Below are 25,690 nucleotides of genomic sequence, written 5' to 3' on the forward strand. Positions count from 1 at the left end.
TAAATTAGATGTATAAATGGAGGCGGCTACCGGATTTGAACCGGTGATCAAGGTTTTGCAGACCCGTGCCTTACCACTTGGCTAAGCCGCCTTGCTATATTATCTTTTAAATGGGGCGGCTGATGGGAATCGAACCCACGAATGTCGGAACCACAATCCGATGCGTTAACCACTTCGCCACAACCGCCATATTTAACAACAATATTTATTATACCTTTTCCCCTTGATTGTGTCAAGACTTTTTTACTATTTACAAAAAAGAGTAACTAAGACAAATTTTTTTCTCTAAAATCTTCAACTGGTAATATTCTTGCTAAATTAAACGATAATGAATCTAATTTCACAAATGGTTCTAATAAAAAGAAAATGCTGTTTACATCTTCTTCTACTGGAACTGTTACTGTTAAATTTTAAATAAATAATACAATTACCACCAAAAGATAATTTTGGTGGTAATTGTATTATTCACCTCTACTCTATCATTTATTTTCTCTTAAATACAACTACATATCGATCATTTTTATTGATAGATAGCGTTTTACTTTTAAAAAATATTTGTTATAATAAACTTATATATTACTAATAATTGTGGAGGTTTTCTAATGCTTATATTAACTAAAGAAGATATAAAAAAATGTATTACTATGCAAGAAACTATTGAAACTTGCAAAAGTGCTATGTTAAGTTACTCACTAAAGAAAACAAATATACCTCTTCGCACAAATATTTCTGTAGCCAATCACAACGGTCAAGTCTTATTTATGCCAGGTTCTGTAAATTCTAATACTGAATCACTTGGGCTAAAAATAGTTTCTGTTTACCCAAATAATACAGAAAAAGAATTACCTGCCGTTCCAGCAACTATGTTGACACTTGATGAAAAAACTGGAATTGTTAATGGACTTTTAGATGGGACTTATCTCACTGCACTACGTACAGCAGCTCTTCAAGGCTTAGCTACTGACTTATTAGCTCGCAAAGATTCAAAAATAGCCTCATTAATCGGGACTGGAGGACAAGCATACGAACAAGTACATGCTCTTCTAACTGTTAGAAAATTAGATGAGCTACGTATTGTTGGTAGAAATTTCGAAAAAACGAAAAACTTTGTTGAAATTTTGAAAAATAATTTTTCTAATTTTGAAACTAAAATTGTCGCATATAAAGATGCAAATGATGCTGTACAAAATTCCGATATAATTACAACTGTCACGAATTCAAAAACACCTACCTTTGATAGTAAATTTGTTAAAAAAGGAGCGCATATTAACGGAATTGGCTCATTCACACCAGAAATGATAGAAATCCCTGTTGAATTAATTACTAAAGAAAACAAAATATATTTAGACACTTATGATGGCGTCCTTAGCGAAGCGGGAGAAATATTATCAGCATTAGATAAGCAATATATAACAACAAAGGACTTTAAAGGAGAACTCGGAGAATTGCTACTAGATTTTTCGCTAGGCCGTACCTCTGAAGATGACATTACTATATTCAAATCAGTTGGAACAGCTGTTTTAGACATAGTTTGCGGCTCAGAAATTATAAAAAAAGCAGAAAAGCTTAATATCGGTACAACTATAGATATATAATAAAAAAAGATTAGTACTAACTTTTTTAGTTGCTAATCTTTTTTATCTACTATCTATTTTATGTTTCAATAAAACTGATTTTTTCACCTATTCATGAATCTCTAAAGGTAATCCGTCCGGATCAAAGAAAAAAGCCATCTTTTTCCCATCAAAATCATCATATCTTAAACCTTGATGTACTATTTTTAAACTGTCAAATTCTTCAAGTGTTTTTTCTACATCCTTTACCTTGAACGCCAAATGTCTAAGTCCTGTGTTTTCTGGATTAGGTATAGGAGGGCGTAATGGTGCATCTTCTTTTATAAATATTTCTAAAACTACATTTTCTTTTTTTACATTTATTATAATATCATTTTTATCTACTCGATGATATTCACTTATAATTTTAAAACCTAATTTTTTAACATAAAACTCCTTCATTTTATTATAATTTCTTCCTATTATTGCTATATGATGAATGTTCTCAAATAACATATATACCCTTTCTTGTTTCTAGTTATTAGCTTTATAATTTTTAGTACTAGCTAAAACTTTCATCAATTCTTCTGAATCTACCTCTTCATAGTCCCCTTTATCAGTATAAGCAAAAGTTACTTCATCTCGACTAGTTGTTGAATCTTTCATATATTTTTTAAAAGTTCCATGGATTTGTTCTACACCTGTTTTTTCAAGTATTTTATCTACATTATCGCTTGTTATCCCTGATCCTGCTAAAATTTCAATATGTTGTCCATATTTTTCTTGGAATAACTTTATTAATTTAGCTCCTCTTTTTACGTTACTAGCTAATCCACTTGTTAATATTCTAGTACAACCTAAACCAATTAATCGTTGAATATTATATTCAGGATTATTTGCACAGTCAAAAGCTCTATGAAAGACACTCTCTGCATTATATTTATCACAAAGTTCTATCATTTTCTCTGTTGCAAGCCAATCAATTTCATTATTTTCTGTTAAAAAGCCAAAGACAAGACCATTAGCTCCATGTTTTAATAATTCTTTTGCCTCCCTAAACATTTGTTCTTTTTCTAAATCATTATAACAAAAACCACCACCACGCGGACGTACCATTGCCATAATGGGTAATACTACACCTCTTTCAAGGACCATGTCTAAGACACTGAGATTAGGAGTTAATCCTCCCAAATAACTTGCGCTTACCAACTCTATTCTATGAGCTCCTAAGCTTTGAGCAATTAAACAATCCTTTACACTATTTGCACAAATTTCTACTTTGATCATATCTCCACTCCTAAATTAATAATAACTATATTATAACATAATGAAAAAATGGATTAAAGAAAATAAAATTAAAAAACCACATCTTTATATAAGATGTGGAATATAAAGAAAAAGGAGTTTGACTTAACAAACATCCTTTTCTATAGTAAGCTGATAATTATTTAGCAGCTGAAGTTTTTGGTAAAACTTTTTTACCTGGTACTTTTTGGCCAGAATTATTGTTATCTTTACCTGGTACTTTTTGTTCCCCTGTTTGTGGATCTACAGTATTTGGATGATTTTGGATATTCTGAGCCTTTTTATATAAAGCTTCATATTTTTTAATGTATTTGTTACGTACATCATTGTAAGCTTGATTATATACAGCAGCATAATCTTTTGTACCTACAGCTTTTTGTACTTCTGGTAAACTTTCTACTTCAGCTTTGATATCTGAAGCATGTCCATCTACATAAGCAACCGCTTTATCAATTGCTGTATAATCTTCTGCTAGTACTGCTGGTGCTGCAGTTGCTGCCACTAAACCAGCAGCTAATACTGATAATAATGCTTTTTTCATTGTCATTATCTCCTTTATATATTTTTTATTTTTATACGAAGACTATCGTATATAAACATTATAGCATTTTACCCTTAAAAGTCAAGCATTTTTTTACATTCTACATATAACACGCCTTAATCTCATATTAACATAGATTCCTAGTAAACTATTTCATTTATATTTCAAATTAATTTTGCTATTCTTAAAATTCTTTGATTATATTTTCATTAAACCTTTTTAAAGAACTCCCTATATCTATTTTATAATTAATATTTATAAATACTTTGCTATATACATATTAATATTTATTAAAAAACTAGTCATCACTTCTGTGATGACTAGTTCAATAATTATTTATACTTTTCTATAATCCTTCTACGTAATTATATGCACTTTGTGCAGCAATAGCCCCATCAGAAGCTGCAGTTATTACTTGGCGGATTTCTTTTTCACGAACATCACCTGCTGCAAATATACCAGCTACTTTTGTCTCTAATTTTTTGTTAGTTGGAATATATCCTGCTTCATTCGTAATTCCTAGTGTTTTAAAATCTTCTGTTTGAGGTAACATACCTACATAAATAAATATACCATCAGCAGAAACAGAACTTTCTTCTCCTGTTTTTACATTACGGATTTCTATAGAAGAAACTTTTCTTTCACCTTTGATTTCTAATGGAATACTATCCCAAATAAAGTGAATATTTTCTTTAGCAAATGCTCTATCTTGTAAAATCTTTTGAGCGCGCAGTTCATCACGACGGTGAATAACAGTTACTTTACTTACTAAATTTGATAAGTATAGTGCTTCTTCAATAGCAGAGTCTCCTCCACCAATTACTATTACCTCTTTATTTCTAAAGAACGCTCCATCACAAACAGCACAGTAACTTACACCTTTTCCTGAGAATTGTTCTTCTCCAGGGATATTTAACAACTTATGTTCTGAACCTGTCGCAATAATTACTGACTTCGCTACATATTCATTCTCACCTGCTGTCAAATATTTTAAATTATCTCTAACTTCTACTTTTGTAATATTTCCAAAAGCAAATTCTGTTCCAAACTTTTTAGAATGTTCAAACATTTTCTCTGATAATTCTGGTCCAGTAACCATCTCATATCCTGTGTAATTCTCAATTTCTTCTGTTGAAAGCATTTGACCACCTGGATATTTTCTCTCCAACATTAAAACTGACATATTAGCACGTGAGGCATAGATAGAAGCTGTCATTCCTGCAGGTCCTGCTCCAACAATAATTAAATCGTAAATTTTTTCTGACATATATTTCACCCTCTTTTTTATGATTCTATATACAAAACTTTTTTATCTTTATATTTTGTATTAAGCATTATTAAGTATATCAGACTTCCTATAACAAATACCAGTGAAAGAACTTGAGATACTCTTAACGAACCGATATACAATGAGTCTGTTCTCATACCTTCTACTACAAAGCGCTCAATACCATAAAGAACTATATACATTGCAAAAACTTCACTTTGAGCCAACTTATTACGGATTAATAATAAAATAACTAAAGCAATAAAACACCAAAGGCTTTCATATAAAAACGTTGGTTGGCGGTAGGCGCCGTCTATGTACATATTTTCTATAATAAAATTTGGTATAAACCTTTTTTCCAAGAATTCTCGACTAACTACTTCTCCATATGCCTCATGGTTAAAGAAATTTCCCCAGCGCCCTAGCATTTGTCCAACTAAAAGACTAGGAGCTATAATATCTAGCATTTTAATAATTTTTACTCCACGGCGTCTTGCAAAGAAGTATAATACTAAAAATCCTCCCAATAATCCGCCGTATATCGCTATTCCTCCATCCCAAATTGCAATTATTTCATCTTTTCGAGTACTATAGTAATCCCATCTGAAAATTACATAGTATGCACGCGCAAATATGAATGCTATTGGCAATGCTATAAGTAATAAATCTAGCATCGTCTCTTTTTTTAAGCCTCGCTTTGTTGCTTCATGGTCTGCCATCATATATGCAACTAACACTGTCATTGCAATTATTATTCCATACCAATAAATTGGTTTTGAAAATAAATGAAAGGCAATTGGATCTAAATATCCTAAAATCATACTTACTCTTCCTCACTTTTTATATTATTCTTTTTTATTTCTTCAGCTAAACGTTCAGTAAATTCCTCTGCTGTATTAATACCCATTTGGTTTAAACGATAATTCATAGCTGCAGTTTCAATAATAATCGCAACATTTCGCCCTGGTCGAACAGGAATAGTTTTCTTCTCTATTTTAGAATTTAGTATTTCCTTATATTCATTTCCTAATCCAATCCTATCATATTGCTTATTATCATTCCATGTTTCTAAATGTACATTAAGTTGCAGACGTTTATCACTTCGTACTGCTCCTGTCCCAAATAATGTCATTACATTTATAATACCTAGTCCACGAATTTCCAATAAGTGTTTAATAAGCGTAGACTCACAACTACCAATTAATAATCCACGTTCTATTTCTTTAATATCAACTCTATCATCGGCTACTAATCTATGCCCACGATTAATAAGTTCTAACGCCACCTCACTTTTACCGATTCCGCTTTCCCCCGTAATCAATACACCTATTCCATAAACTTCAATAAAAACTCCATGAACAGAAGTTGTTGGAGCAAATTCTTTTTGAATATAATTTGTAATATTCCCCATAAGTTTTGTAGTTTCTTGAGTACTTCTTAAAACTGGTGTATCGTATTTATTTGATGCCGCAATTAGTTCTTCTGGAACATCATGATTTGTTGAAATAATAATACAAGGCGTTATTCTCGTACATAACATACGTGTTCGAGATTTTTTTTCAGCATCTGCTATTAATTTAAAAAATGATAATTCACTTGTTCCTAATATTTGAATTCTCTGTGGGGAATAATGTGAAAAATAGCCCGCAAGTTGCAAAGCAGGTCGTGATAACTCCTCAGTCGTTATCTCACGATCTAAACCAGCTTCTCCACTTATTACTTCTAGTTTTAATCTTTCTACAATATCTCTTGTTGTTAGTTTTTTCATTAATTCATTTCCTTCATTTTTGTATTAAACAAATAGTATTTGTACATCTTTCATCTAAAATCTTTTTATTATAATTTTTCTATCTCCTGTATTTAATAATGCATTAAAGATAGATATAAAAATTGCTAAAAAGAATGCCGATCCGAAAGATGAAACAATAAAATGTGGTGCCAACAGATATGATACTAACAATATTATACCTGCATTTATTACAACAATAAATATACCAAAAGTCATAATTATTGGCACAATACTTATAAACATTAGTAATGGTCTAATAAACATATACATCAATGTTATTAGTATTGCTCCATAAAATCCATAACTAGGTTTATCTATTAATAAGCTTGATCTAAATAATCCTGAAAAAGCAAGAACAATCAGCGTGTTGACAACAATACTCTTTACTGCCGTCCATAATATTGATTTACTTTTCTGCATAAAATCTCCTTTCTTTAATAACAAGAGAAAGTGAGAATTCTATCCTCACTTTCCTTCTTTAAATATAAACAAAACTATTTTGTGAATTCTTCTGTGATTTGAGGAACTACTTGTTTTTTACGAGAAACAACACCTTCTAATGTCATAAAGTCATTAGCAAGAGTTTTCCCGAATGCTGCAGCAACTTTGTCTTGTTTTGCTCCTAACACTAATACCTCAGAATTTGAAGTTAAAATATTAGTAATTACAAATACAAATGCTGATAAAGATTTTTCAGAAATTTCTGAGTTAATAGCATTTGCTAATTCTTCTTTACGATCTGCTACTTCTTTTTCATCAACTGTATTAATTTGAGCAACAATAAGTTTATCATCGCCTAGAATAAATTCTTTAGCATCTAGTGTGATTAACTCTTCTGCTTTTTTGTCTTTAGTAGATGCTCCTGCTTTAAGCATAGCTAGACCATATTCTTCTAAGTTCACACCTGCTATTTTAGCTAGTTCTTCTGCTGCTACTTTATCACGTAATGTACATGTTGGTGATTTTAATAATAATGAATCAGAAATAAGTGCTGATAACATTAGTCCTGCCATTTGCTTGTCAATATGGACACTTTGTTCTTCATAGATTTTTTTAAGGATTGTTGCTGTACATCCCAATGGTTCTGCACGATAATATAGCGGTGCAGCTGTTTCAAAGTTTGCAATACGGTGGTGATCAATTACCTCACGAATAACAGCCTTTTCTATCCCGTTAGCAGATTGTTGAAACTCATTATGGTCTACTAAAATAACATGTTGTCCTTCCTTTACCTCTTCTATAAGACGTGGTGTTCTTACGTTGAAATACTCTAATGCATACTTAGTCTCATCATTTAACTCACCTAGTCTAACCGCTTCAGAGTCCATACCTTGTAATCTTTTTAAGTTATTATAAACAATTGCTGAACAGATAGTATCTGTGTCAGGATTTTTATGTCCAAAAATTAAAATATTAGTCATTTTTTAAAACTCCTTATTTATACTTACTTATATTCTACCTTTTTTTAGCTATTTTTTCAAAATATTTATTAATTATTGTTTAAAATTTCTTTAATTTTTAATCTACAAAAATATAATAGCTAGTTTAATATTATTATAAACTCTTTTTAGCTAATGATAAATCCACATGACAATATCCTGTTGGATTTTTTTCTAAATATTTTTGATGATATTCTTCTGCATCAACATAATTACTAACTTTTTCTACTTCTACTGCAATCTTTTTCGAAAACTCTTTTTGTAAGTTTGATATAAAGTCACTTACTTCTCTATAGGTTTCTTCATCGACATAATAAATTCCGGTTCTATATTGACGCCCAATATCCCCACCTTGTTTATTTACACTAATCGGATCAATAATTCTAAAATAATGACGTAGAACATCATTTAGTGATAATATCTCATTGTCATATTTTAAATATATTACCTCTGCGTGATCTGTTGATTTTATTTTTTGATAATTAGTTTCTGTAGTAGTTCCATTACTATACCCTACTTTGGTTTCGATTACTCCGTTTAGTTGAGAAAAATATCCCTCTACTCCCCAGAAACATCCACCCGCTAAATAAACTTCTTTAATCATCACTATTCTCCTCTCCACAAATGAAATTAAGTATTTATTATTATACTATAAAATATACACTTTTTACATTATTCTAGCTTAATAATATATAAAATAAGCTTCGAGTTAATTGTCTTAAACTCAAAGCTCTAATAATATTAAACTATTCCTTTGTATGTGTTTCTTCAAAAATACGGTGTTCTACCTTATAATTATGAAAAATCGCATTAATCTCTGCTCCTATTATTAGTATATATCCTGTAATATATAACCAAATAATAAACGCCATCAACGCTCCAATAGTACCATATGTTTTTATATAACTAGAAAAATGATCAATATAGTATCCAAATAATCTACTGACTAATGTCCAAGAAATTGTTGAAAATACCGCTCCAGGTAATATACTAATAGATTTTAATTTTAAGTTTGGTCCTAGTATATATAAAAATACAAAGACAATAAAAGTAAACAAGATTGGAAAACTATAACTTAAGTACGACCACATTGTATAAAAACCTTCATCCAAGTTAAATTTGTGAAATAACAAATATGTAAGTTGTTTGCCAAAAACAACTAATGCTAAAACTAGAAACATACCTATTAAGAATAAAACTGTAAAAATTATACTTATAATTTTTGTTACTATCCAAATACGTCCATCACGTACTCTAAATGCATTGTTAAATGCTATAATTATCCCATATATACCATTAGATGCGGACCATAAAGTAAATACTATCCCAATAGTAATAATTGTATTATTATTTTTACTGTTCAAAACTTCGCTTATCATATTAAAAAGATAATCCCCCAATGCACCAGGGGCAAAAGTTTGTATCTTAGCTAGCAAAAATTGTTGATCTATTTTAAAATATGGTGTTAATGCCAACGCAACTATCAGCATTGGAAACACAGATAAAATAAAATAATAACTTAAATTTGCAGATAAAAGAGATATTTCATCATACATTATGCGATAGTACATCTCTTTTACAAATTTTTTTATTGTTAATTTACCTTTAGGATTCTCTTCGTAAAATGAGTAATTTTTTTCTGGAATAAACATGGCTCTAGAAAATAAATTTAGCTATTGTTTTAGCTGCTTTATAATACATTGGTAATGCTGAAACAGATAATAAATCTAAATTATTAGGTAGATAAGTATTTTTACTAACTGTATATCCTTTTTCTTCTAGAAATTTTTTATATTCCTCAACTTTTTCACGATCTTCATTATTTAGTTTTTCAGTTTTTAATAATGATTTTACTGCAACTACTCCAGCCCCAGCTGTTAGTAGAAATAATACTTTTTTATTCATTATTTTTCTCCTTTGGAATCAATTCAATTTTAAATCATATAGTATCATTTTAAACTATTTGCTAAGACAAAGCAATACATTAATTTTAAAAGTGGCTAATAACAATTAGGGCTCAATTGTTTTATAAAAAACTAGAACTATACATAACTATTTATATAGAAATATAGTTCTAGTTCATAAAACATTATTCAGATTATTTTTCTTTGTTTAATTGTTCTATTATTTTTTTATCATAATAGTTATTAATATTTTTAATGCTGTACATTTTATTCATATAAATACCTACAACACTAAACATTACCACAACTACTAACATAGTTACAAGTAGCGATACTATAATAGCATTACCCTGTTTATCTTTTAGCATGGTAGTTTTTTTATTAATCATTTTTATTTTCCTGTGTATTAGTTGATTGTTTATCATTATTTTTATCTGTATCTTTTTCTTCAGATTCTTTTTTACTTTTTTCGTCATTTTTAAGTTTTAGATATAGATTTCTTTCTTTATCTTCTCTATCCTTCAGCTTTATATGAATCATATCTCCATTTTGTTCAATAGAATAAGATTTTAATTTTTTCAACAGTAAAATATATCCAGCATAAAAATCCTTACTCTTTTGCTTTGCTATATACACTCTATCTCCTTGAAAAACTAATTTAACCTCTTCTTTTTTGTCCTTATTAGTCATCATTACAAAATTACTTTCTCTTTCAACTTTACTACTATCATTATAAATTTCTAATATTTTCTTATGCGCTAATGCATATTCATAATTAGTAAAATCTAAAAAATTCCTTGATGTTTTTATTGTAGTTTGAAGTATTAATGTCAACAATAACGATAAAATAAGGAGTAGAAATAACGAAATTGTTAGCTCCAACAAAGTAAATCCTTTACTATTTTTTTTAGTAACTAACTTCTTCCCCTGTATCTTCATCAACTATTTTCGCCTTCTTATCTTTAACTTCTATGTAATATTGTCCACGCCTATTAGTAAAGTTACTATGTTTATTAATACTTATTTCTTCATAAAGAACCTCTTTCATTTCCAGTTCTTTTTCAAGCTTGCTCAAATTAGCGTATTGCCTAACCATATTAGGAATTAGAAATACGAAAAGCAATGAACAAATAAACAGTGCCCCTATAAGCTCTACAAATGTAAACCCTGATTTATTCAATTTCATCAATGGTTATATATCCAGTATCTAGGTGAATAATAAGTCTATATAAACTTTCAGGAAACTTTACATCGACTGTATTTGCCCTAGATATTAAATTCCCTTCTCTATATTTAAATCTGATATTCGGCCTGTTTAAAAGTACTTTTCCATCATTTGAAATCTTTTTCCAGTAATTTTGATTACTATAGTGCATGACATATTCTCCATCACTTGAAAATAAATCTATATAGATATTCTCTTCATTTAAACTTCGTGTTTGTAACTGATATAAATCTGATACTAATTCATTTAACGCTAATCTTTCTTTATATTTATTATAATTAGCTACTGATGTTTTTGATAAAATAATAATGATAATACTGACTATTAACAATACTGCTAACATTTCAACTAATGAATAACCAGCACTATTTTTGTAATGTCGCTTTTCCATTTGATATTACAATTTTTTTACCATTAGGTGCGGTACTAGCTTTTTCTACAGGTCCATCTAAATAATGTTTTTCTACCAATTTCTCAAAAGTAACATTACTATCTTTTTCATTTATTTCGTATGCTGTTACTTGTGATTGAACTGTTTTTTCATATGCTTCCGAACTTTTATCTTTTGCAGTGTCAATATTTTTAGTAATATTAGGTATTATTAATATTAACAAAATTGCAATAATAAATAATACGATAAGCATTTCTACAGAAGTGTAGGAGTGCTATTTAGTTTCTCTGATTTTATCTTATATTTATTATATATTATATAAATATATAATTGTTGTAAATTCAATGTTTCTTAATTTAAAATTAGTATTATTTATTAATACAAATAAATAACAACGTTTATAATTCCGTAATAGTTTTAGTGATATATTGTTTGGTTTTTATTAAAATATTAATATAATCGAGGTCTTTTCCAATACACTAAGAATTCCCCCACCTATCGTAGCTCTATAATTCCTTTATATCATTTTTTGTCTATTTTTTCATACCTTTCGATATACTTACATAATTTCCCGGCTGTTTTTAAAGTCATATTTTCTATACTCCTACTGCCATTTCTGTAATTTTGAATCATACTTAAAGCTACACCACTATCTTTCGCTATTCTATAATCTGTAATGTTGCTGTTAAATAATTCTTCAATTTCTTTTATTACTTTTTCAATCATACTACCTCCTAGATAAATTTTAAAATTATTGAAATTATAGTCGCTATAATTCCTAAAATAAGAATTGTTATTTGTATCTTTTCTTTTTTCATGGTATAATGTGAGTAACAAGTAGGTACTTGGAGCTTTTATAAGCTCCGTTCCCTTGAAGTATTTAGAAGATTTTAGCAATCAACTCAATTATCGTTTTAATTAACTGTACCAGAGCTAATATTATTGATAATTTTAAAAGAGTTTCTTGTTTAGAATCTTCTTTTTTATTTTGTTTTTTACCCACTTTTTCACCTCCTTTATATTTATAATTATACATCATATGATGTATAAAGTCAATAGTTATTTTGAAAAATTTTTAAAAAAATTTGTCAATAAAAAAAGAAGTAGATGTCAATAACAACTACTCTTTTCTTTCCTTCCTCTCCTGGATTAATTGCTCAAATTCTGCAATATCCTCGCGATCCATATTCTTTATAAAATTTCTAGCTGTAGAGCGCTTGACTATGTAAGTCTTGCGCTCCTTATTCTTATCGTCCCATTTCTTGTTAGCTTTTCTTTTTGATTCTGATAATTTACTCATATCTCACACCCACTATTTGTTCTGGTTTAACTTCCGCTACGATATATTCCTCATATTGTCCATGGTTAGAATCATTAGGTGCAATTTCATTTCTGTAAGCCTCTACTTCAACCTCAAGCACCACATCTCCATATTGGCTGAAACTTTTAACATCTGTTGTTGGGTTGAATAAATAAACCACCTCAGTTGAATTATTTGCTCTTCTATTACCTTCCCAGTTATCATTCCCAGTTTTTGAAATTGGCAGGATACCTTCTTTTAAGATTTTTTCTAAGTCCTCTGAACTAACATTTTTGTATAGGTTCATTTTTTTAGCTTCTCTAAATTCAAAAGGAACGATTGTAGATGAGTAATCTTTATCTCCGATTTTTACCCCTTCGTTAAAAATTTTAGCTACTCCGTAATAATCAAGTTTTAGTTCGTGTAAAAATTCGAACACCTCAATTCTATCGTCCCTCTCATATTCAGAGTTAATATATTCTTCGTCATTTCCTCTCACAATTACTGTTACCATTTTAACCTCTGGCTTACTTAAATATCTGCTGCAATGAGAAATGCTTACTATTTCAAGGACTGTATGGTCATTTTTTCTTATGATATCAAATGTAGAAGTGTAATATTTTGATGTTTTTACAAATTTAAAAATTGATTGTGCTCTAAGCAAGTACTCTTTTGTTACTTCTTTCATTAGAGATCTACCGTTTTTTTCTATGAATTTTCCCATTTCCTTTTACCTCATTTCTTACTTTGTACTTTTATTATATCATACACGTTATAACGTGTCAATAGTTTTTTGTAAAAAGTTTTAAAGAAGACATAAAAAAATAACCCTCAAACTTAGTTAAGGGTTAAAAAAAGAGCCGACACCGGCTCAGCCATAAGGCAATACAGATAAATCTTTATTTGAACTCGAATGATTTAGATTCAAAATATACATTCTCTCAAACTATAAAATACCGTATTTATCTATAACTAAATAATAATACAATTTTCAATCTTTGTCAATAAAAAATAACCCCCTAGCATAAGCTAAGGGGTTTGGTATCTAGTTGGCTTTTTGGATTCGAAAAGCCTTACTAAATTATAACATTGTTTATCATTTATTGCAACACGATACTACATATCAGTAGCGTTAACTAAATAATCATCTTCTACCCATTGATTTGATGTGTGAGAACCTATTCTACTCCAGCCGTTTTTCTTTTCGTATACGTACACTTCTGTTCCTTTAGGTAAGTATTCTTTGTCCTTACTATTTGCATTAGGCTCTGTTTCCACATAATAATCTTCGCTTAGGTAACCCCTATAGTATGGCTGTTCTCGATTTTCTAGAGTAGTATTGGTATCTAGTACATTACTACTGTCATTATTATTTTGTGGGATATTGCTTATGCTTCCACTTTCAACATCTTTTTTAAATTGTTCTTTTGTAATACCCCATTTGGCCAAATAATGATATGGATCTATGTGGTCTGAAAAGTTATTAGGTTGATTGTTAGTACAATAAAAATGTGTTTTTATTCCTTCAAGAGCGCTAGAATCAACTGTAATTGGTATTCCACCTTGTGTTGCTAAATCTCTTAATAATTGGATATAAATTTCATAGTCTTTTCTAAATTCTTCGTAAGTTCTATGGCTTTCTATAAGTTCGACTGCAGCAAATGTTTCATTGTTCCAACCGCCTCCAACATCCCAAGCGCCTTGTCCTACTAAGGCTGTTTGAAATACTTGGCCATTCCCTACTACATGCGTATAGAAACCGCTGTTTAAATCCTTATTTCTCATATAGCTAGCTTCTCCGCTGGCTTTAGAATTAGGATTTCCTGTTGAATGTGCGTGTACTTGTCTGTAAGGAGATACACCAACTTGAGGTGTGTCTCTTCTTAAATACGTTTCATCTTCTATATAAGTCATATTTCTACTCCCTTCATCTTCAAAGTCTGGTCTAATCCAACCAATAACACCAGTGAAATCACGTTTGTTAAATCGTGCAGGCGCTCCGTTGGTTAATGCATCTGCATTTCCATCAATATTTTGTTCAATGGTTTCAATCGTATATCCATCACTATCAGCGATTACTGTTCCAGTGTGGCCGAGCTCGTGATAAGGTACTTCCATTACAAATATATCTCCTTCTTTTGGATTAACTCCTGGAGCGTTATATATTACAGTTAAACCTTGTTTTTTAGCATTTTCTAAAAAGTCAATAGCATTTCCATATAATCTGATTCCCCAGTTTTTGCCTAAATAGTAGTTAACCCAATCTGTACATTGACTTCCATAAAATCCGTCAATATCATGAGGTTTATTAACCTCCGACTTTAAATGTGCGATTGCTTCAGATTTTTTCACCACTATTTGTCACCTCTATTTTTGCTAAGTAATTCGATGATATTTTTAAGAGCTTCTGCATCTATTCCCATTTTATTTAGGTTTTCTACAATGCTCTTAAGCTCCATTACTAAGTATCCTATGTATAGTGTATATATAAGAATAGTGCCTGTATCTCCAGGAATAAGCACTGAAATCGGAATGAAGAATACCATTACTAGAATACTTCCTATTTTTCGTAAAATCCCATTAATTCCTGCTTTAGAATTGAATGTGATATTAGAATTAATTTTAGCAGCAATGATTCCTGTTAAGAAATCAAGAATCATCGCTAAGCTTATCATTGATAATAAATATAAAATTTTTCCATCTTCAGTTTCTAGAAAGTGTTTTAAAAATTCAAACATTATGTTTCTCCTTAATTAAATTAGGCTTGTTGACCTATATTTTTCTTTTCGATTTCAGCTAAAATAGCATCTTCAACTTCATATCTTTTATCTCTAAATTCTTTTTCCTGTTTTCTCATTTCTCTTCGATTAGAGGCATATAAGTCTGCATTGTTCATATACTCAAATACAGTTGATACTCCGTTTTCGTCAATATCTACTGTTGTTGTTTTAACGATTACGTCTTCCACTTTAAATTCTCCAGTAAGTTTTGTTGTTTTTTTAATTACTAATGCCATTATTTTTGTTCTCCTTTTTGATTTTCGTATTGCTCTAATAATTCATCTAATAAGATTATTTCTTGTGCTGATAATTGCGTTTCTAAATTTTCTAGATCATCAAATAAGTCAATAAATCTATTTGAGTATTCTCCACTTTGGATAATGATTAATTCATTGGCTAATTCGTCAATATCTTTAGTTAAGTCTTTTTCGGTATAATCCTCTTTAAATTGTAACTTTCCATTGTTTGAAATAGGTTTACCTTCTTTATCGAATTCAACATAAAGTTCAAGGATTTCTTTTCTGTCCTCGATAAAATTATTGAATTTTTCTTCTAGTTTTTTAAGCAGTTTAGCCCTACCTCTATTTGCTTTCATTTTCGTAATAGGTAATTCCGAAAATATTTTGTATATAATCTCTATGTTTTTGTTTTTAATCTTTAATTCCATTTATGCTGCACTCCTTAATTCTTTTATTTCATTTTCTAGTTTGTTTATTTTTTGGTTTAATTCTGCTATTTTGACTTCAAATTTATAATCAATCTCTTGGGTTGCCTTTAGATTATAGGTGCTTAGTGTTGCCATATCTAGCGCGTAATGGCCTTCTCCTCTTTGCGGTGTTATAAATTTAACAAAGCTAGGTTCTAATTTTTCCAATTCTTGCGCTATCATTCCGAGTTTTTCATGACCTTTTTTAGCTTCTCGCCAATCAAATGACTTGAATGAAATTTGATTAATAATGTTTAACGCTTTGATTTTAGATTCTTTTATATTTGTTTTTAATCTAATATCAGATATTCTTGAGGCATCAACTGAGAAAGTTGTACCTGGTACGGTATATAGTAAATATTGTCCATTGCTATTATCTTGGTGATATATGTCAAATATTGGATATAGACCTTTGCCTCCTTGATTAAACTCCCTAATAGTAGGGATTGCATATCCCCAACTATAATTCCCATATCCATCAGATAAACTTCGACAAGTAATTGTTCCATTAACTGTTATTAAATTTTCGTTTCTTGAAGTTACTGTCCCACCAGTATCAAAATCGTCATCACTATATATGAATAATCCTTTAGGAACTGTTCCTGTGCCGGCTCTTGGATAAGCAGCACCAGCAATTTGAACCCCAACTCCCCAATTAGCGTTATGAGATGCAGGAGCGTTGATTTGTAGTCCTTTTTCTATCGGTTGCATAAATCCACGTTCACCTATTTTTATTTTATTTAATCCTTGGAGTGTGACCCCTTGAATTGTTCCACCGTATATTCTATCTCCACTTAAATATCCCGACTTTATTCGAGTTGCATCAATATCAGTCGCTAATATTTTAGTTATAAATGCATAATTAGTGGTTAGTTTATCCACTAATAAATTGTTAACTAATAGTTTGTTAATAAATGCCTCATCTACTAAAATTTTATCAGCTGTTAAACTATTTGATTTGATATGTATAGCCTCTATTGCGCTTGTGTCAATGTGTGCTGCTTTAATAATCTTAGACATTAGATGATTCGATGTGATAGTTCCGTCCACCAGTAAGCTTGCTGATTTTTTTTGGATAATGGCTAAGTTTTTAAATGTAACTATCCCTGCCCCAGATTCGCTGTATGTATATGCTATAAAAGATATGTTCTTCACTTGATCGGTATCGACGTTGTCTATCTTTAAGCTACACTCGAAATTTCCACTGTTAACAAGATAAGGTGAGGCCGTATATGTATGAATAGTATTCGAGTTTTTCAGCTGCACTTTTGCGGAGAAATATAATATAGTCACACTTGGTATTTGCGTGTATCCCTTGATAAGAAATTCTGCTGGAGTATTAATTCCTGTTATTTCTGTTGCTAGCATCTTTCCATTACTGGCTACAAAAGAAGTATTCTTGAGATCTGAATTCACTAAATTTTCATTAGCTGGAGTTATTATCATTTTTTCGGTTATTGCCTTGATATATCCTGGATTAACTGTAAGCATACTTATTAATTTTTGTCCGTTGAACTCTTGGCCTGCTCCAAAATTAATTCCATTATTTGTTATTTTTAGTTGTGAATAGGTAAGTACATCATTTGTTTTAGATACCACGTTGTTTAGTGTCTCATTCGCTACTAACTTCCATGAATTTAAAGTATTTACCTTATTATCAACATTGCTTATTTCTCTTCGAATCCCTTTTGCTGTTTCTTCAAACTTGTTAGAAAAAGAGGTGTTTGTAATATATCCTTTATTGTCGATGATTCTTAGGATTTCTTCTCTTTCTCTAGTTAATTTGCTTGTCGTTAAATCTTCTGTCCAGGCTCTTAAAGCGTCTGTACGTATCATACTATCATCAACTGTTCTTTTAATTCGCTGTTCGAATTTTTGCTCAAAAAAGTGGAAACCTCTGTCTATATCATCGTGTAGAGCATTAAATTGTTTCCCGTAATATTCATTACGTCCATCCATTGTTGCTTTTGTTTCTTTTAAACTTTTATTGAAGTTGCTTAATTCATTACTAGTATCTACTTTGAGCCTATTCAGTTCATCTGTGATTTTCGCTTTGTTAAGTTCTATTTGAGATTTATTTTTTTCGATACTGTCTTTAATACCTTCCAAGAATTTTCCACTCTCTTTTTCAAATAACTTCTTAGCGTTTTCTTGCAACAATTCCGCTAAGTTATCATAGAATTCTTTGCTGTTGCCAGGAAACATACTTACAATGTTTTGAACTTCCTGGCTACTATTACTATGTGTGCTTCCAATTCCTGTTATTCCTGTTTTTTCCTCACCGAAAGTAACATTGATATATCTTTTAAAGATAGCATCGTACTCATATTCGGTACATTTTCTAGTGACTTCTACATCATGTTCGGCTACATAAATTCGCACGGTATCACCTAAATTAATAATCCTGTTGTTTAGTTGTTGATGTGTTACTTTAATATTGCTACTTACTTTGTCGATATGGTCTTTATTAAACTTGTTATTTAACCATTGTATAAGTTCTGATTGACTTCTTATATTGTTGTTTTCATAGCTTTTTTCACGTTCAAAAGGATACGTATTTCTAAGTGAGCTTATCGCTACCGCTGTTAATACTGTATCCTCTTTGTCGTCTTTATTTGCTTTAAACGTTGATTTTCCATAAATTTTAGTAACTACACCGCGCGAACTTTGTTTCTCTTCGAAGGTTTTAAGATTTGTACTTGTTGAGATAACAATATTGGTATCTTTCCCAATTCTTTTCTTAATTTCTATGCCGAAATTATCTCTTAATAACTCACCTTCCCATGTACCTACTATACTATGTTTACCGTCCATTAGGTTGGAATAAAAGGTTTTTTCTTCCGTTGTATTGTAAGTATGACGTTCTGTTATTTCAGATTTCCAAGTGAATTTACTATTTGGGGTTTTCATTTTTCCGAATAATGTATCTAAGGCCTCTCTACATGTCTTATTATTAATACTAATAGGTTCGACCAATTGTTCCATTATGTCAAAAGTTGTGTGTTGCGCTTCGATTATTATTCTGTCATTTCTTTTTTCAAGATCATAAATTCTAAATGGTTGATTTCCTCTAGGTGTGGGTAGGTATATTATCTTATTTGTTTTTAGTTTTTTGTACCTATGGGAATTAGTGATGGGGTATTCTAATTTGGCTACAAAATCGCCGTTTAAAGCTTCCTTAACAACAGCTTTTGTACATTCATGTAGAATCACTCCGTGATAGGTGAAGTCCGTTGTATTTTGGTTATATAATTCTATCACTAATACCACCCCCATCTGCATTCAATTTTAATACTTATAATACCTGTACTCCCAACTATACCAAGCCTTTTATTTGGTTCTAATTTAATAAAATCACCTTTCCAAAGTACTGTTTCATCATTTCCGTTTTTATCTAAAACAACTGGATTACTTGGGTTTCCGTCCATTACGATTTTTGTATCTAGTTTCGAAAATCTTACTACTTGCGTTCCAATTGTTAAACTCACTTCACTAGTGCTATTCCCTTCGATTGTTATTTTTGGAAAAATAGCATAGTCTCCTTGCGTGTCTAGTGTTCCGTTTGGATTAAATACTTTACTGAATGGCTCAATATTATATGCAATAGGATCACATTTGAATTCCACTTCAATTTGATAATTGCCAAGTTTATTTCGAAATGAAGAAAAGCTTTCTACTTTGTACACTTTGTATAGGATGTTTTTCTGCGGTGGTTTAAGCCACGCGTTTTCAACTGATAACCAACGTTTAATTTCTTTGAGTTGCTCTTCTGTTGGCTTGATAAGGTGTAATGTGTATTTTAAAGGTAACACACCTCTATTGGAGTTATCTCGAACTAATGCACCTGTTTTCCCATCTAGTTCAAATAGTTCTGATTTGCTGCTTACATAATTTAATGATGGAGAAGTCTCAACGATAATTTCAAAATCAAAATCAGCTGTGCTTTTATTGTTAAAAGTTAACTTGTTAAATTCTATCATCGCTTATTCCTCTCAATTTATTTAATCTGTTTTTTCCTTTTTCGATTTCATGGTAAACTGCCTGAGCTATTAATTGAATATCTGCTTCTTCTCTAACAATTGGATTGTTAATATTAATAACTATGCTTTCATTGTTCATTGTTGCAGCTATTCCTCGCCCTATTGCTCCAAGTGTTTGTTCGTTAAGTGGTAGGACTGCTTCATTTCCTGCCTCTCCACCACCTAATAATTGGCCATCTCTTGCACCAAATATCGTTGGTTTAGTTAAGATACCACCTTTTGCGTACCATTGAACTGAAATTTTGGGTACACCTTCATCTATCCATTTTAATGGGTTCATACTTCCGCTTATGCTGAAATGTGGTAATGGGATATGAGGCCATTTAAATTGGAAATTAAACAACCCTTTAATCCAGTTTATCGCTCGACTAAACACACCCTTAATTCCATCCCAAATAGTGCTAGCTGTTCTGCTTATTCCGCTCATTATAGAACTAAATGTTGTGCTTATTCCTCCTAATGCTCCAGATATTGTTGTTGTAATCCCACCCCAAATAGTTGAGGCAATTCCACTGATTGTTCCCCAAATTGTTGACCAAATGCCACTAATTGTATCTAGTACTGTGCTGATTGTATTTGAAATACCATCGATTAAGGTTGTTATCGTTGTGCTGATTGTTTCCCAAATAGTTGAAGCAACACCGCTGATTGTTCCCCAGATACTTGACCATATTCCACTAATCACCGCTAATGTCGTGCTAATTATGGTTGAAACTATAGTTATTACTGTTGATATGGTTGTGCTAATTGTCCCCCAAACTATGCTGGCTGTCTCGGAAATGACTGTCCATATTCCTGATACATAATTTTTAAACTCATCCCATTTTTGACTTAACCAATCAATGATTGTTCCCCAATTTTTCCAAATAACAATTATACCCGCGATTGCGAGCGCTATTCCTGCGAATATCAATAATATTGGAGCCAGTGCAATTTCTAGCGAGCTCATTGCGAGAGCTACAACTGCAATACTTGGCGCTAAAGAAGCAAATGCAGCAACTAGTAGTCCGAGTATTACAATAAAGTCTTTAATTGGGGTGGGAATCTTATTAAAAAAGTCAGCTACCTTTTTGAATACTTTAGCCAATTGTTGAAAGATAGGTGTTATTGTTCCCGCAATTATTTCTCCTAATTCTGACATTGCCAATTTGTGAGCATTAGCAGCAGCACCTATACCTTTATGAGATTCTCCCATTCTTTTGGCTGTTTCTTCTGTAGTACCTTGAACATTTTCCATAGTGCTATTTAATGACTCAAAGCTTAACTTACCTTCTTTTATCGCAGCAATCATAGGTTGCGCTGCTTTAGTTCCGAAAACTCTTGAAGCTTCATTATATTGTTCTTGAGAACTTGTAGCATTCTTTATTTTTTCTATAGTTCCTTTTAATCCTTCAGTTAAGGTTTTCCCTTCTTTCCCGTAAATCGCTGCTGCTTTAGTTAGTTTACTTAGCATATTAGATGAATCTAATCCTCTTTGTTCAAACACTCCTATAAGGTTTGCTCCTTGTTGGAAGCTTAGATTCAATTCTTTAAGGATTGGTGCTCCTGCTACTGTTTTGCTGAAAATCGTATCAACTGATTGCCCAGTATTCTGTGCAACCTTGGTTACCGAATCCAATACGTTTCCTAGATTTTCAGAACTTAATCCAAATGCCTCTATCGCTTTCTTAGCGTTAATTACACTGGTCGTTACATCGGTAGTATTTGCTTTTGAAAATTTTAAAAATAGCAATGATGTTTTCTCTAAAGTTTCTCCTGTTAAACCAAATTGTGTATTAATCTCACCAACTGCATTGCCGATTTGTTCAAAACTATAGCCAGTTGTTCCGCCGATATTTTTTACAATATCATGCATCCCTTCTAATGCTGTTCCCATGGCTCCAGTTTTCGATGTTACTATATCTAATCCTGCATCTATTTCTGTAAATGCGCTAACTGCTTTGCTACCAAAACTTTTAATTTTATTACCGAGATTTTGAACTACTTGTGCACCAGCTTGTATATTTTGAAAATCAAGTTTTTTCCCAATTTTTTTAGTTGATTCTTCTATAGTTCCATCTAAATTTTTAAATTGTTTGTTTAATTTCTCAATTCCATCAATATTATCAATTTTGTTAATAGCATTTTTAAATTCATTAACATCTACCTTGCTCTCTAAGGCGCTTTTTCCTATCTTCTCAAGGGCTTTATCCAAATCAGCGCTACTAGCTTTTCCACTTTTGATTGCATTTGTTAGCTTATCACCAAGAACGTGGCGGAAATCCTCAACACTTTTCCCTGTCAAACTAAAGTATTTCTCCAGAGTTTTAGTATTTTCTCCAAGTTTACTTTGTTCACTTTGGATTCCAGATAGTTTTCCTTTGTATCCTTCAAGAACATTTTGAGTGCTTTCTAACTCTCGTTTAAATGCTCTATATTGCTCTTCGCCGATTTTACCTTGCTTGAATTGTGCTTCAACTTGTTCTTCTACTGATTTTAGTACTTTTAATTTTTCAGAAGTAGAATTTATACTTTTTCCAAGTAATTCTTGTTTTTGAGATAATAGAACTGTATTATTAGGATCAAATTTTAACAATTTATCTACTTGTTTTAACTCTTTTTGAATACTTGTAGTATTTTTCTCGACACCTTTCAATGCTTTTTCCAAGCCTTGTGTATTTCCATCTATTTCAATAGTTATTCCTTTAATCTTAGCCATATTATTCCTCCTTTCCTAAATTATTAAAAAGAGCAAGATTAATTAATCTTGCTCTAAAAATTATCAAAATGATTTTGTGTTGCTCTAACTGCTTTCTTCTCTTTCTTATTATCACTATGCATTTCAACATATTTTGTTTGATAATCAAGAGCATTTCCTATTGTCATTTCTGACAATTCATCTAGCGTTAGACCGCATTGCTTGCAACACATGAAAAATGATTCAGGAGTAAATACTTCATCTGAAGCATTTTCAGAGTCATCTACTTTTTTTCAGTATAAAAAGTTGCCTCTAGTAAGTATGCTATATTTTCGAAAATATCTGTTACAGTTAAATTTTCTTGTAAACCAAAAAATTCTTCTTTTTCTGGAATACTATCATCTGCAATTTTTGCGCATGTCCAGAAGATGTCGTACATAATGTCGATATCTGCCCCTGTAATTTCATTTATATGTTTATTTTTTTTATTTAGTTTTTTAGTAGCTTCTTCTTTTTTGTTGAATTTTTTAGCTAGTTTTAAAATATCGTTGAAAAAATCACGTCTAAAATGCGCTTTGTATTTAAAAGGCAAATTAGCTGCTGCTTTTAATTTAATTCCTTTAACTACTAACTCCATCTAATTTACCTCCCTGTTGATGATAGTACAGAACTTGCTGAAGCTTCAATTTCTGGTACTTTTTCGAACCATTTGTTGTATGTTTCAGTTGGCGTCTCTTTATTAGTCTTTCTCTTAACTACTTTATCGGTCGATCTAGGTGATGCTGAAAAGCTTAATTCATCTGTATTATAGTTGTTACCATCTTTTGTTGAACTTGATACTTTCGGTCTTTTAGCTGTGCAATTATATAGCACGTGGCGTGTTGCATGTGCATCGCCTTCAAACTGGAATAATAATGCAAATGAATTTTTAGTTGCATTACTGTATTCACTTGTTATTCCACCTTCTACTTTTTCTCCAAGTACTTCTTGTTTAAATGCTTCAGGTAGGTTAACTACTTTTAGCGTTCCTTCATAACCTTCATTGCTTTCTGTTTTATAAAAATCAATGTTGTCAGCTTTTATAGCGAAAATATCTCCTTTAGGTTCTAAGGAAAGTTCAACACCTCCGAGAATAGGTTTAGGTGTACCATACTCAATTTTTCCTTGTTTTTCTCCTGTAATAACTGCATAATGTACTTTTTCTAAACCGTACGTTACCTTATTCTCTTCCATTATTTTTTCCTCCTATTTTCAAATTTAAAATCATAAGAGATCATGTATATATCTTCATCTTGAATATATGTCTCTGTTTTATCGTATATTAATTTCATTTCGTCTAATATGTCTTCCAATTTTTCTTCCAGTTTCAAATCTTTTTTTGTATTGTATAACTCTACCACCATATCTGATACTTTCCAGTGTATCTTGTTGTCTGCCAGTAATTTTTTGCTGGCTTCTGAATAATATACTAAATAAGGAATAGTAGGAGTTGTTCTATTAACAAAATGATGATAAGCAACTGGTATTCCTAATTGTTTCAAATTATTAAATAAATTATTCATCGTCCTAGTCGCTCCTCTAATTTTTTCGGAAACATATCAATTGCAAATTGTTCAACAGGTTCGATATGCGGCTGGGCTTTTGTTCTTCCCCCATTTCTTTTGGCATGGCCTCGCTCTAGTAGGTGGGTTAGTCTATAGTGTTTTTTATTATGGATTGTTATTTTTCCTTTTTCTTTCGTTTTGCCCCAGCTACTAGCATATGCTCCGCCACTCTTTCTGTTACTTTTAGGACTCTCATTCTTTAATTTTTCTACAACTTCATCAGCAACTTTATCGGCAACTTCGTCCATATCCTCTTGAACTTCCTTTGCATAGTTCTGCAATTCCTTTAATATGGCTTTTCCTAAATCATCTGCTTTCATTTTTGATTTCCTCACAAGTTAACTCAGTAATATCGTCAGATGTATATTCTTTAATTACACTATATTTTTTACCTCTAAAAACAACTTCAATTGGATTGTTGTTTTCAAAGCGATGTATTCTAAGAATTAATTGGGGTTTAAATCCTGCTCTTGCCGCTTGATAAAATTCAAAACGTCCTACGGACTTCTCATTGCATAGAACTTTAAGTTCCTCTCTTTTTCTCTCTTGTTGACCTAATTCATCTTCAACTAGTTTCCCTTCAGAAATTAAAATTACCTCGTCATTCCACGACATTAGTTTTCCCCTCCATCTTTGATAATTAAATCATTTAAACGATATTGCAAGTTTCTAGGAATAGCCACTCCATCTTTATTGCAATAGCGATAATGAGCGTAATCGACTACAAAAAGGACGTGAGCGTGATTGTTTCCATTTAATCTCACGCCCTTAATTCGCGTTAATTCGTCGATTGTCCCTTTGATAATATGACTGATGTAATTGTCTCTAATTGATGTGGTAATTCCTTCTTTGGCCTTAACCAACTCCAATATCAAGTTTTTATCCATATTATCACCTACCAATTAGTTTTTACTCTGACATTTCTTCAGATTCTTCGTTATTTGTCCCTGAATCTTCTGTTGTTTCTTCAATTTCATCTATTTTTTTGATGAAAATATCACCTGCTGAATTATCGTAAGTGCTTAATTCCCTTAAACGTTCCTCACTTACTTTAAGTCCATCTTCTGGAAATTTTTCGCCTTTTTCATACAATTTCCCTTTAGGATATTTTTTTGTTCTAACTTCTGTATCTAAGAATTTTCTAACCACTACATATTCACCCATAGTTT

Annotated in this window: 34 protein-coding genes, 2 tRNA genes and 1 pseudogene; 1 reads left to right on the forward strand and 36 read right to left on the reverse strand. The window is 31.0% G+C overall.

The annotated features are described in order from the left end of the window. Positions 1 to 17: 17 nt before the first annotated feature. Both O3802_RS00560 and O3802_RS00565 read right to left on the reverse strand, forming a co-directional pair. A tRNA-Cys gene (locus O3802_RS00560) sits at positions 18 to 91 on the reverse strand. A 20-nt stretch (positions 92 to 111) separates the two neighbouring features. Continuing rightward, a tRNA-His gene (locus O3802_RS00565) sits at positions 112 to 187 on the reverse strand. A gap of 415 nt (positions 188 to 602) precedes the next feature. Between O3802_RS00565 and O3802_RS00570 the strand changes: the two genes are divergently transcribed. Further along, the gene (locus tag O3802_RS00570) at positions 603 to 1,595 is read left to right on the forward strand and encodes an ornithine cyclodeaminase family protein (protein ID WP_371457836.1); all 993 of its coding nucleotides are present in this window, start codon (positions 603 to 605) and stop codon (positions 1,593 to 1,595) included. An 87-nt stretch (positions 1,596 to 1,682) separates the two neighbouring features. On the opposite strand, the gene gloA2 is transcribed toward O3802_RS00570, so the two are convergent. The 34 genes and pseudogenes from gloA2 to O3802_RS00740 form a co-directional block, all read right to left on the reverse strand. After that, on the reverse strand, positions 1,683 to 2,069 hold the full coding sequence (gene gloA2 / locus O3802_RS00575; protein ID WP_371457837.1) for an SMU1112c/YaeR family gloxylase I-like metalloprotein: 387 nt from the start codon (positions 2,067 to 2,069) through the stop codon (positions 1,683 to 1,685). Between the two features lie 18 nt (positions 2,070 to 2,087). Beyond that, positions 2,088 to 2,840, reverse strand: a complete 753-nt coding sequence (locus tag O3802_RS00580; RefSeq protein ID WP_371457838.1) for a copper homeostasis protein CutC — start codon at positions 2,838 to 2,840, stop codon at positions 2,088 to 2,090. 157 nt (positions 2,841 to 2,997) lie between these two features. Beyond that, positions 2,998 to 3,399, reverse strand: a complete 402-nt coding sequence (locus tag O3802_RS00585; RefSeq protein WP_371457839.1) for a hypothetical protein — start codon at positions 3,397 to 3,399, stop codon at positions 2,998 to 3,000. Positions 3,400 to 3,745: 346 nt separating this feature from the next. Then, positions 3,746 to 4,666 (reverse strand): thioredoxin-disulfide reductase, encoded by a 921-nt coding sequence (trxB, locus tag O3802_RS00590; protein ID WP_371457840.1) that lies wholly within the window; start codon positions 4,664 to 4,666, stop codon positions 3,746 to 3,748. 17 nt (positions 4,667 to 4,683) lie between these two features. Beyond that, a complete protein-coding gene (gene lgt / locus O3802_RS00595) occupies positions 4,684 to 5,487 on the reverse strand; it encodes a prolipoprotein diacylglyceryl transferase (protein ID WP_371457841.1) in 804 nt (267 codons plus the stop codon). Between the two features lie 2 nt (positions 5,488 to 5,489). Then, positions 5,490 to 6,434, reverse strand: coding sequence for an HPr(Ser) kinase/phosphatase (gene hprK / locus O3802_RS00600; protein WP_371457842.1), 945 nt, complete (start codon positions 6,432 to 6,434; stop codon positions 5,490 to 5,492). Positions 6,435 to 6,488: 54 nt separating this feature from the next. Next, on the reverse strand, positions 6,489 to 6,875 hold the full coding sequence (locus tag O3802_RS00605; protein ID WP_371457843.1) for a phage holin family protein: 387 nt from the start codon (positions 6,873 to 6,875) through the stop codon (positions 6,489 to 6,491). Positions 6,876 to 6,949: 74 nt separating this feature from the next. After that, a complete protein-coding gene (locus O3802_RS00610; RefSeq protein ID WP_371457844.1) occupies positions 6,950 to 7,876 on the reverse strand; it encodes a manganese-dependent inorganic pyrophosphatase in 927 nt (308 codons plus the stop codon). A gap of 133 nt (positions 7,877 to 8,009) precedes the next feature. Beyond that, the gene (gene msrA / locus O3802_RS00615) at positions 8,010 to 8,498 is read right to left on the reverse strand and encodes a peptide-methionine (S)-S-oxide reductase MsrA (protein ID WP_371457845.1); all 489 of its coding nucleotides are present in this window, start codon (positions 8,496 to 8,498) and stop codon (positions 8,010 to 8,012) included. A 142-nt stretch (positions 8,499 to 8,640) separates the two neighbouring features. Continuing rightward, complete coding sequence (locus O3802_RS00620; RefSeq protein WP_371457846.1) at positions 8,641 to 9,546, reverse strand: YihY/virulence factor BrkB family protein; 906 nt, start codon at positions 9,544 to 9,546, stop codon at positions 8,641 to 8,643. A 4-nt stretch (positions 9,547 to 9,550) separates the two neighbouring features. Beyond that, on the reverse strand, positions 9,551 to 9,799 hold the full coding sequence (locus tag O3802_RS00625; protein WP_004631798.1) for a hypothetical protein: 249 nt from the start codon (positions 9,797 to 9,799) through the stop codon (positions 9,551 to 9,553). A gap of 193 nt (positions 9,800 to 9,992) precedes the next feature. After that, positions 9,993 to 10,187 (reverse strand): hypothetical protein, encoded by a 195-nt coding sequence (locus tag O3802_RS00630; protein WP_276685598.1) that lies wholly within the window; start codon positions 10,185 to 10,187, stop codon positions 9,993 to 9,995. Beyond that, positions 10,180 to 10,737: a prepilin-type N-terminal cleavage/methylation domain-containing protein gene (locus O3802_RS00635; RefSeq protein WP_371457962.1), complete on the reverse strand. Its 558-nt coding sequence runs from the start codon at positions 10,735 to 10,737 to the stop codon at positions 10,180 to 10,182. Before O3802_RS00635 ends, O3802_RS00630 begins: the two co-directional genes overlap by 8 nt. Beyond that, a complete protein-coding gene (locus O3802_RS00640; RefSeq protein ID WP_004631792.1) occupies positions 10,706 to 10,984 on the reverse strand; it encodes a hypothetical protein in 279 nt (92 codons plus the stop codon). Before O3802_RS00640 ends, O3802_RS00635 begins: the two co-directional genes overlap by 32 nt. Next, on the reverse strand, positions 10,971 to 11,414 hold the full coding sequence (locus O3802_RS00645) for a prepilin-type N-terminal cleavage/methylation domain-containing protein (RefSeq protein ID WP_371457847.1): 444 nt from the start codon (positions 11,412 to 11,414) through the stop codon (positions 10,971 to 10,973). Before O3802_RS00645 ends, O3802_RS00640 begins: the two co-directional genes overlap by 14 nt. Beyond that, positions 11,389 to 11,673 (reverse strand): annotated as a pseudogene (comGC, locus tag O3802_RS00650) (competence type IV pilus major pilin ComGC); the annotation flags it as partial. The pseudogene comGC and the gene O3802_RS00645, both read right to left, overlap by 26 nt. Positions 11,674 to 11,936: 263 nt before the next feature. After that, the gene (locus O3802_RS00655) at positions 11,937 to 12,140 is read right to left on the reverse strand and encodes a hypothetical protein (RefSeq protein WP_371457848.1); all 204 of its coding nucleotides are present in this window, start codon (positions 12,138 to 12,140) and stop codon (positions 11,937 to 11,939) included. 154 nt (positions 12,141 to 12,294) lie between these two features. Next, the gene (locus tag O3802_RS00660; protein WP_371457849.1) at positions 12,295 to 12,417 is read right to left on the reverse strand and encodes a hypothetical protein; all 123 of its coding nucleotides are present in this window, start codon (positions 12,415 to 12,417) and stop codon (positions 12,295 to 12,297) included. Between the two features lie 117 nt (positions 12,418 to 12,534). Then, a complete protein-coding gene (locus tag O3802_RS00665) occupies positions 12,535 to 12,714 on the reverse strand; it encodes a hypothetical protein (protein WP_371457850.1) in 180 nt (59 codons plus the stop codon). After that, complete coding sequence (locus O3802_RS00670) at positions 12,707 to 13,438, reverse strand: hypothetical protein (protein ID WP_371457851.1); 732 nt, start codon at positions 13,436 to 13,438, stop codon at positions 12,707 to 12,709. The genes O3802_RS00665 and O3802_RS00670 overlap by 8 nt, the downstream gene beginning before the upstream one ends. Before the next feature lie 392 nt (positions 13,439 to 13,830). Next, entirely contained in the window at positions 13,831 to 15,066 is a 1,236-nt protein-coding gene (locus O3802_RS00675) for a CHAP domain-containing protein (RefSeq protein ID WP_371457852.1), read from the reverse strand. Positions 15,067 to 15,068: 2 nt separating this feature from the next. Further along, positions 15,069 to 15,452 carry a phage holin family protein gene (locus tag O3802_RS00680; protein ID WP_371457853.1) on the reverse strand — a complete coding sequence of 128 codons (384 nt, stop codon included), beginning with the start codon at positions 15,450 to 15,452 and terminating at the stop codon, positions 15,069 to 15,071. 20 nt (positions 15,453 to 15,472) lie between these two features. Continuing rightward, entirely contained in the window at positions 15,473 to 15,730 is a 258-nt protein-coding gene (locus O3802_RS00685) for a hypothetical protein (protein WP_371457854.1), read from the reverse strand. Further along, on the reverse strand, positions 15,730 to 16,161 hold the full coding sequence (locus O3802_RS00690) for a DUF1617 family protein (RefSeq protein ID WP_371457855.1): 432 nt from the start codon (positions 16,159 to 16,161) through the stop codon (positions 15,730 to 15,732). The genes O3802_RS00685 and O3802_RS00690 overlap by 1 nt, the downstream gene beginning before the upstream one ends. Next, entirely contained in the window at positions 16,162 to 19,461 is a 3,300-nt protein-coding gene (locus tag O3802_RS00695; protein ID WP_371457856.1) for a phage tail spike protein, read from the reverse strand. Continuing rightward, on the reverse strand, positions 19,461 to 20,180 hold the full coding sequence (locus tag O3802_RS00700) for a hypothetical protein (protein WP_371457857.1): 720 nt from the start codon (positions 20,178 to 20,180) through the stop codon (positions 19,461 to 19,463). The genes O3802_RS00695 and O3802_RS00700 overlap by 1 nt, the downstream gene beginning before the upstream one ends. Continuing rightward, positions 20,167 to 22,938: a phage tail tape measure protein gene (locus O3802_RS00705; RefSeq protein WP_371457858.1), complete on the reverse strand. Its 2,772-nt coding sequence runs from the start codon at positions 22,936 to 22,938 to the stop codon at positions 20,167 to 20,169. The genes O3802_RS00700 and O3802_RS00705 overlap by 14 nt, the downstream gene beginning before the upstream one ends. 262 nt (positions 22,939 to 23,200) lie before the next feature. Further along, positions 23,201 to 23,554, reverse strand: coding sequence for a hypothetical protein (locus O3802_RS00710; protein ID WP_371457859.1), 354 nt, complete (start codon positions 23,552 to 23,554; stop codon positions 23,201 to 23,203). Between the two features lie 5 nt (positions 23,555 to 23,559). Then, on the reverse strand, positions 23,560 to 24,150 hold the full coding sequence (locus tag O3802_RS00715) for a major tail protein (protein WP_371457860.1): 591 nt from the start codon (positions 24,148 to 24,150) through the stop codon (positions 23,560 to 23,562). After that, positions 24,150 to 24,479: a hypothetical protein gene (locus tag O3802_RS00720; protein ID WP_371457861.1), complete on the reverse strand. Its 330-nt coding sequence runs from the start codon at positions 24,477 to 24,479 to the stop codon at positions 24,150 to 24,152. The genes O3802_RS00715 and O3802_RS00720 overlap by 1 nt, the downstream gene beginning before the upstream one ends. Further along, positions 24,476 to 24,841, reverse strand: a complete 366-nt coding sequence (locus O3802_RS00725; protein WP_371457862.1) for an HK97 gp10 family phage protein — start codon at positions 24,839 to 24,841, stop codon at positions 24,476 to 24,478. Before O3802_RS00725 ends, O3802_RS00720 begins: the two co-directional genes overlap by 4 nt. Further along, the gene (locus O3802_RS00730) at positions 24,828 to 25,136 is read right to left on the reverse strand and encodes a phage head closure protein (protein WP_371457863.1); all 309 of its coding nucleotides are present in this window, start codon (positions 25,134 to 25,136) and stop codon (positions 24,828 to 24,830) included. The genes O3802_RS00725 and O3802_RS00730 overlap by 14 nt, the downstream gene beginning before the upstream one ends. Further along, complete coding sequence (locus O3802_RS00735; protein ID WP_371457864.1) at positions 25,136 to 25,285, reverse strand: hypothetical protein; 150 nt, start codon at positions 25,283 to 25,285, stop codon at positions 25,136 to 25,138. The genes O3802_RS00730 and O3802_RS00735 overlap by 1 nt, the downstream gene beginning before the upstream one ends. A gap of 145 nt (positions 25,286 to 25,430) precedes the next feature. Beyond that, positions 25,431 to 25,685 (reverse strand): hypothetical protein, encoded by a 255-nt coding sequence (locus O3802_RS00740; RefSeq protein ID WP_371457865.1) that lies wholly within the window; start codon positions 25,683 to 25,685, stop codon positions 25,431 to 25,433. Between the last annotated feature and the right edge of the window lie 5 nt (positions 25,686 to 25,690).

Origin of the sequence: Gemella sp. 27098_8_92 (genome assembly GCF_041433685.1) — a bacterium.
Classification (GTDB): Bacteria; Bacillota; Bacilli; order Staphylococcales; family Gemellaceae; genus Gemella.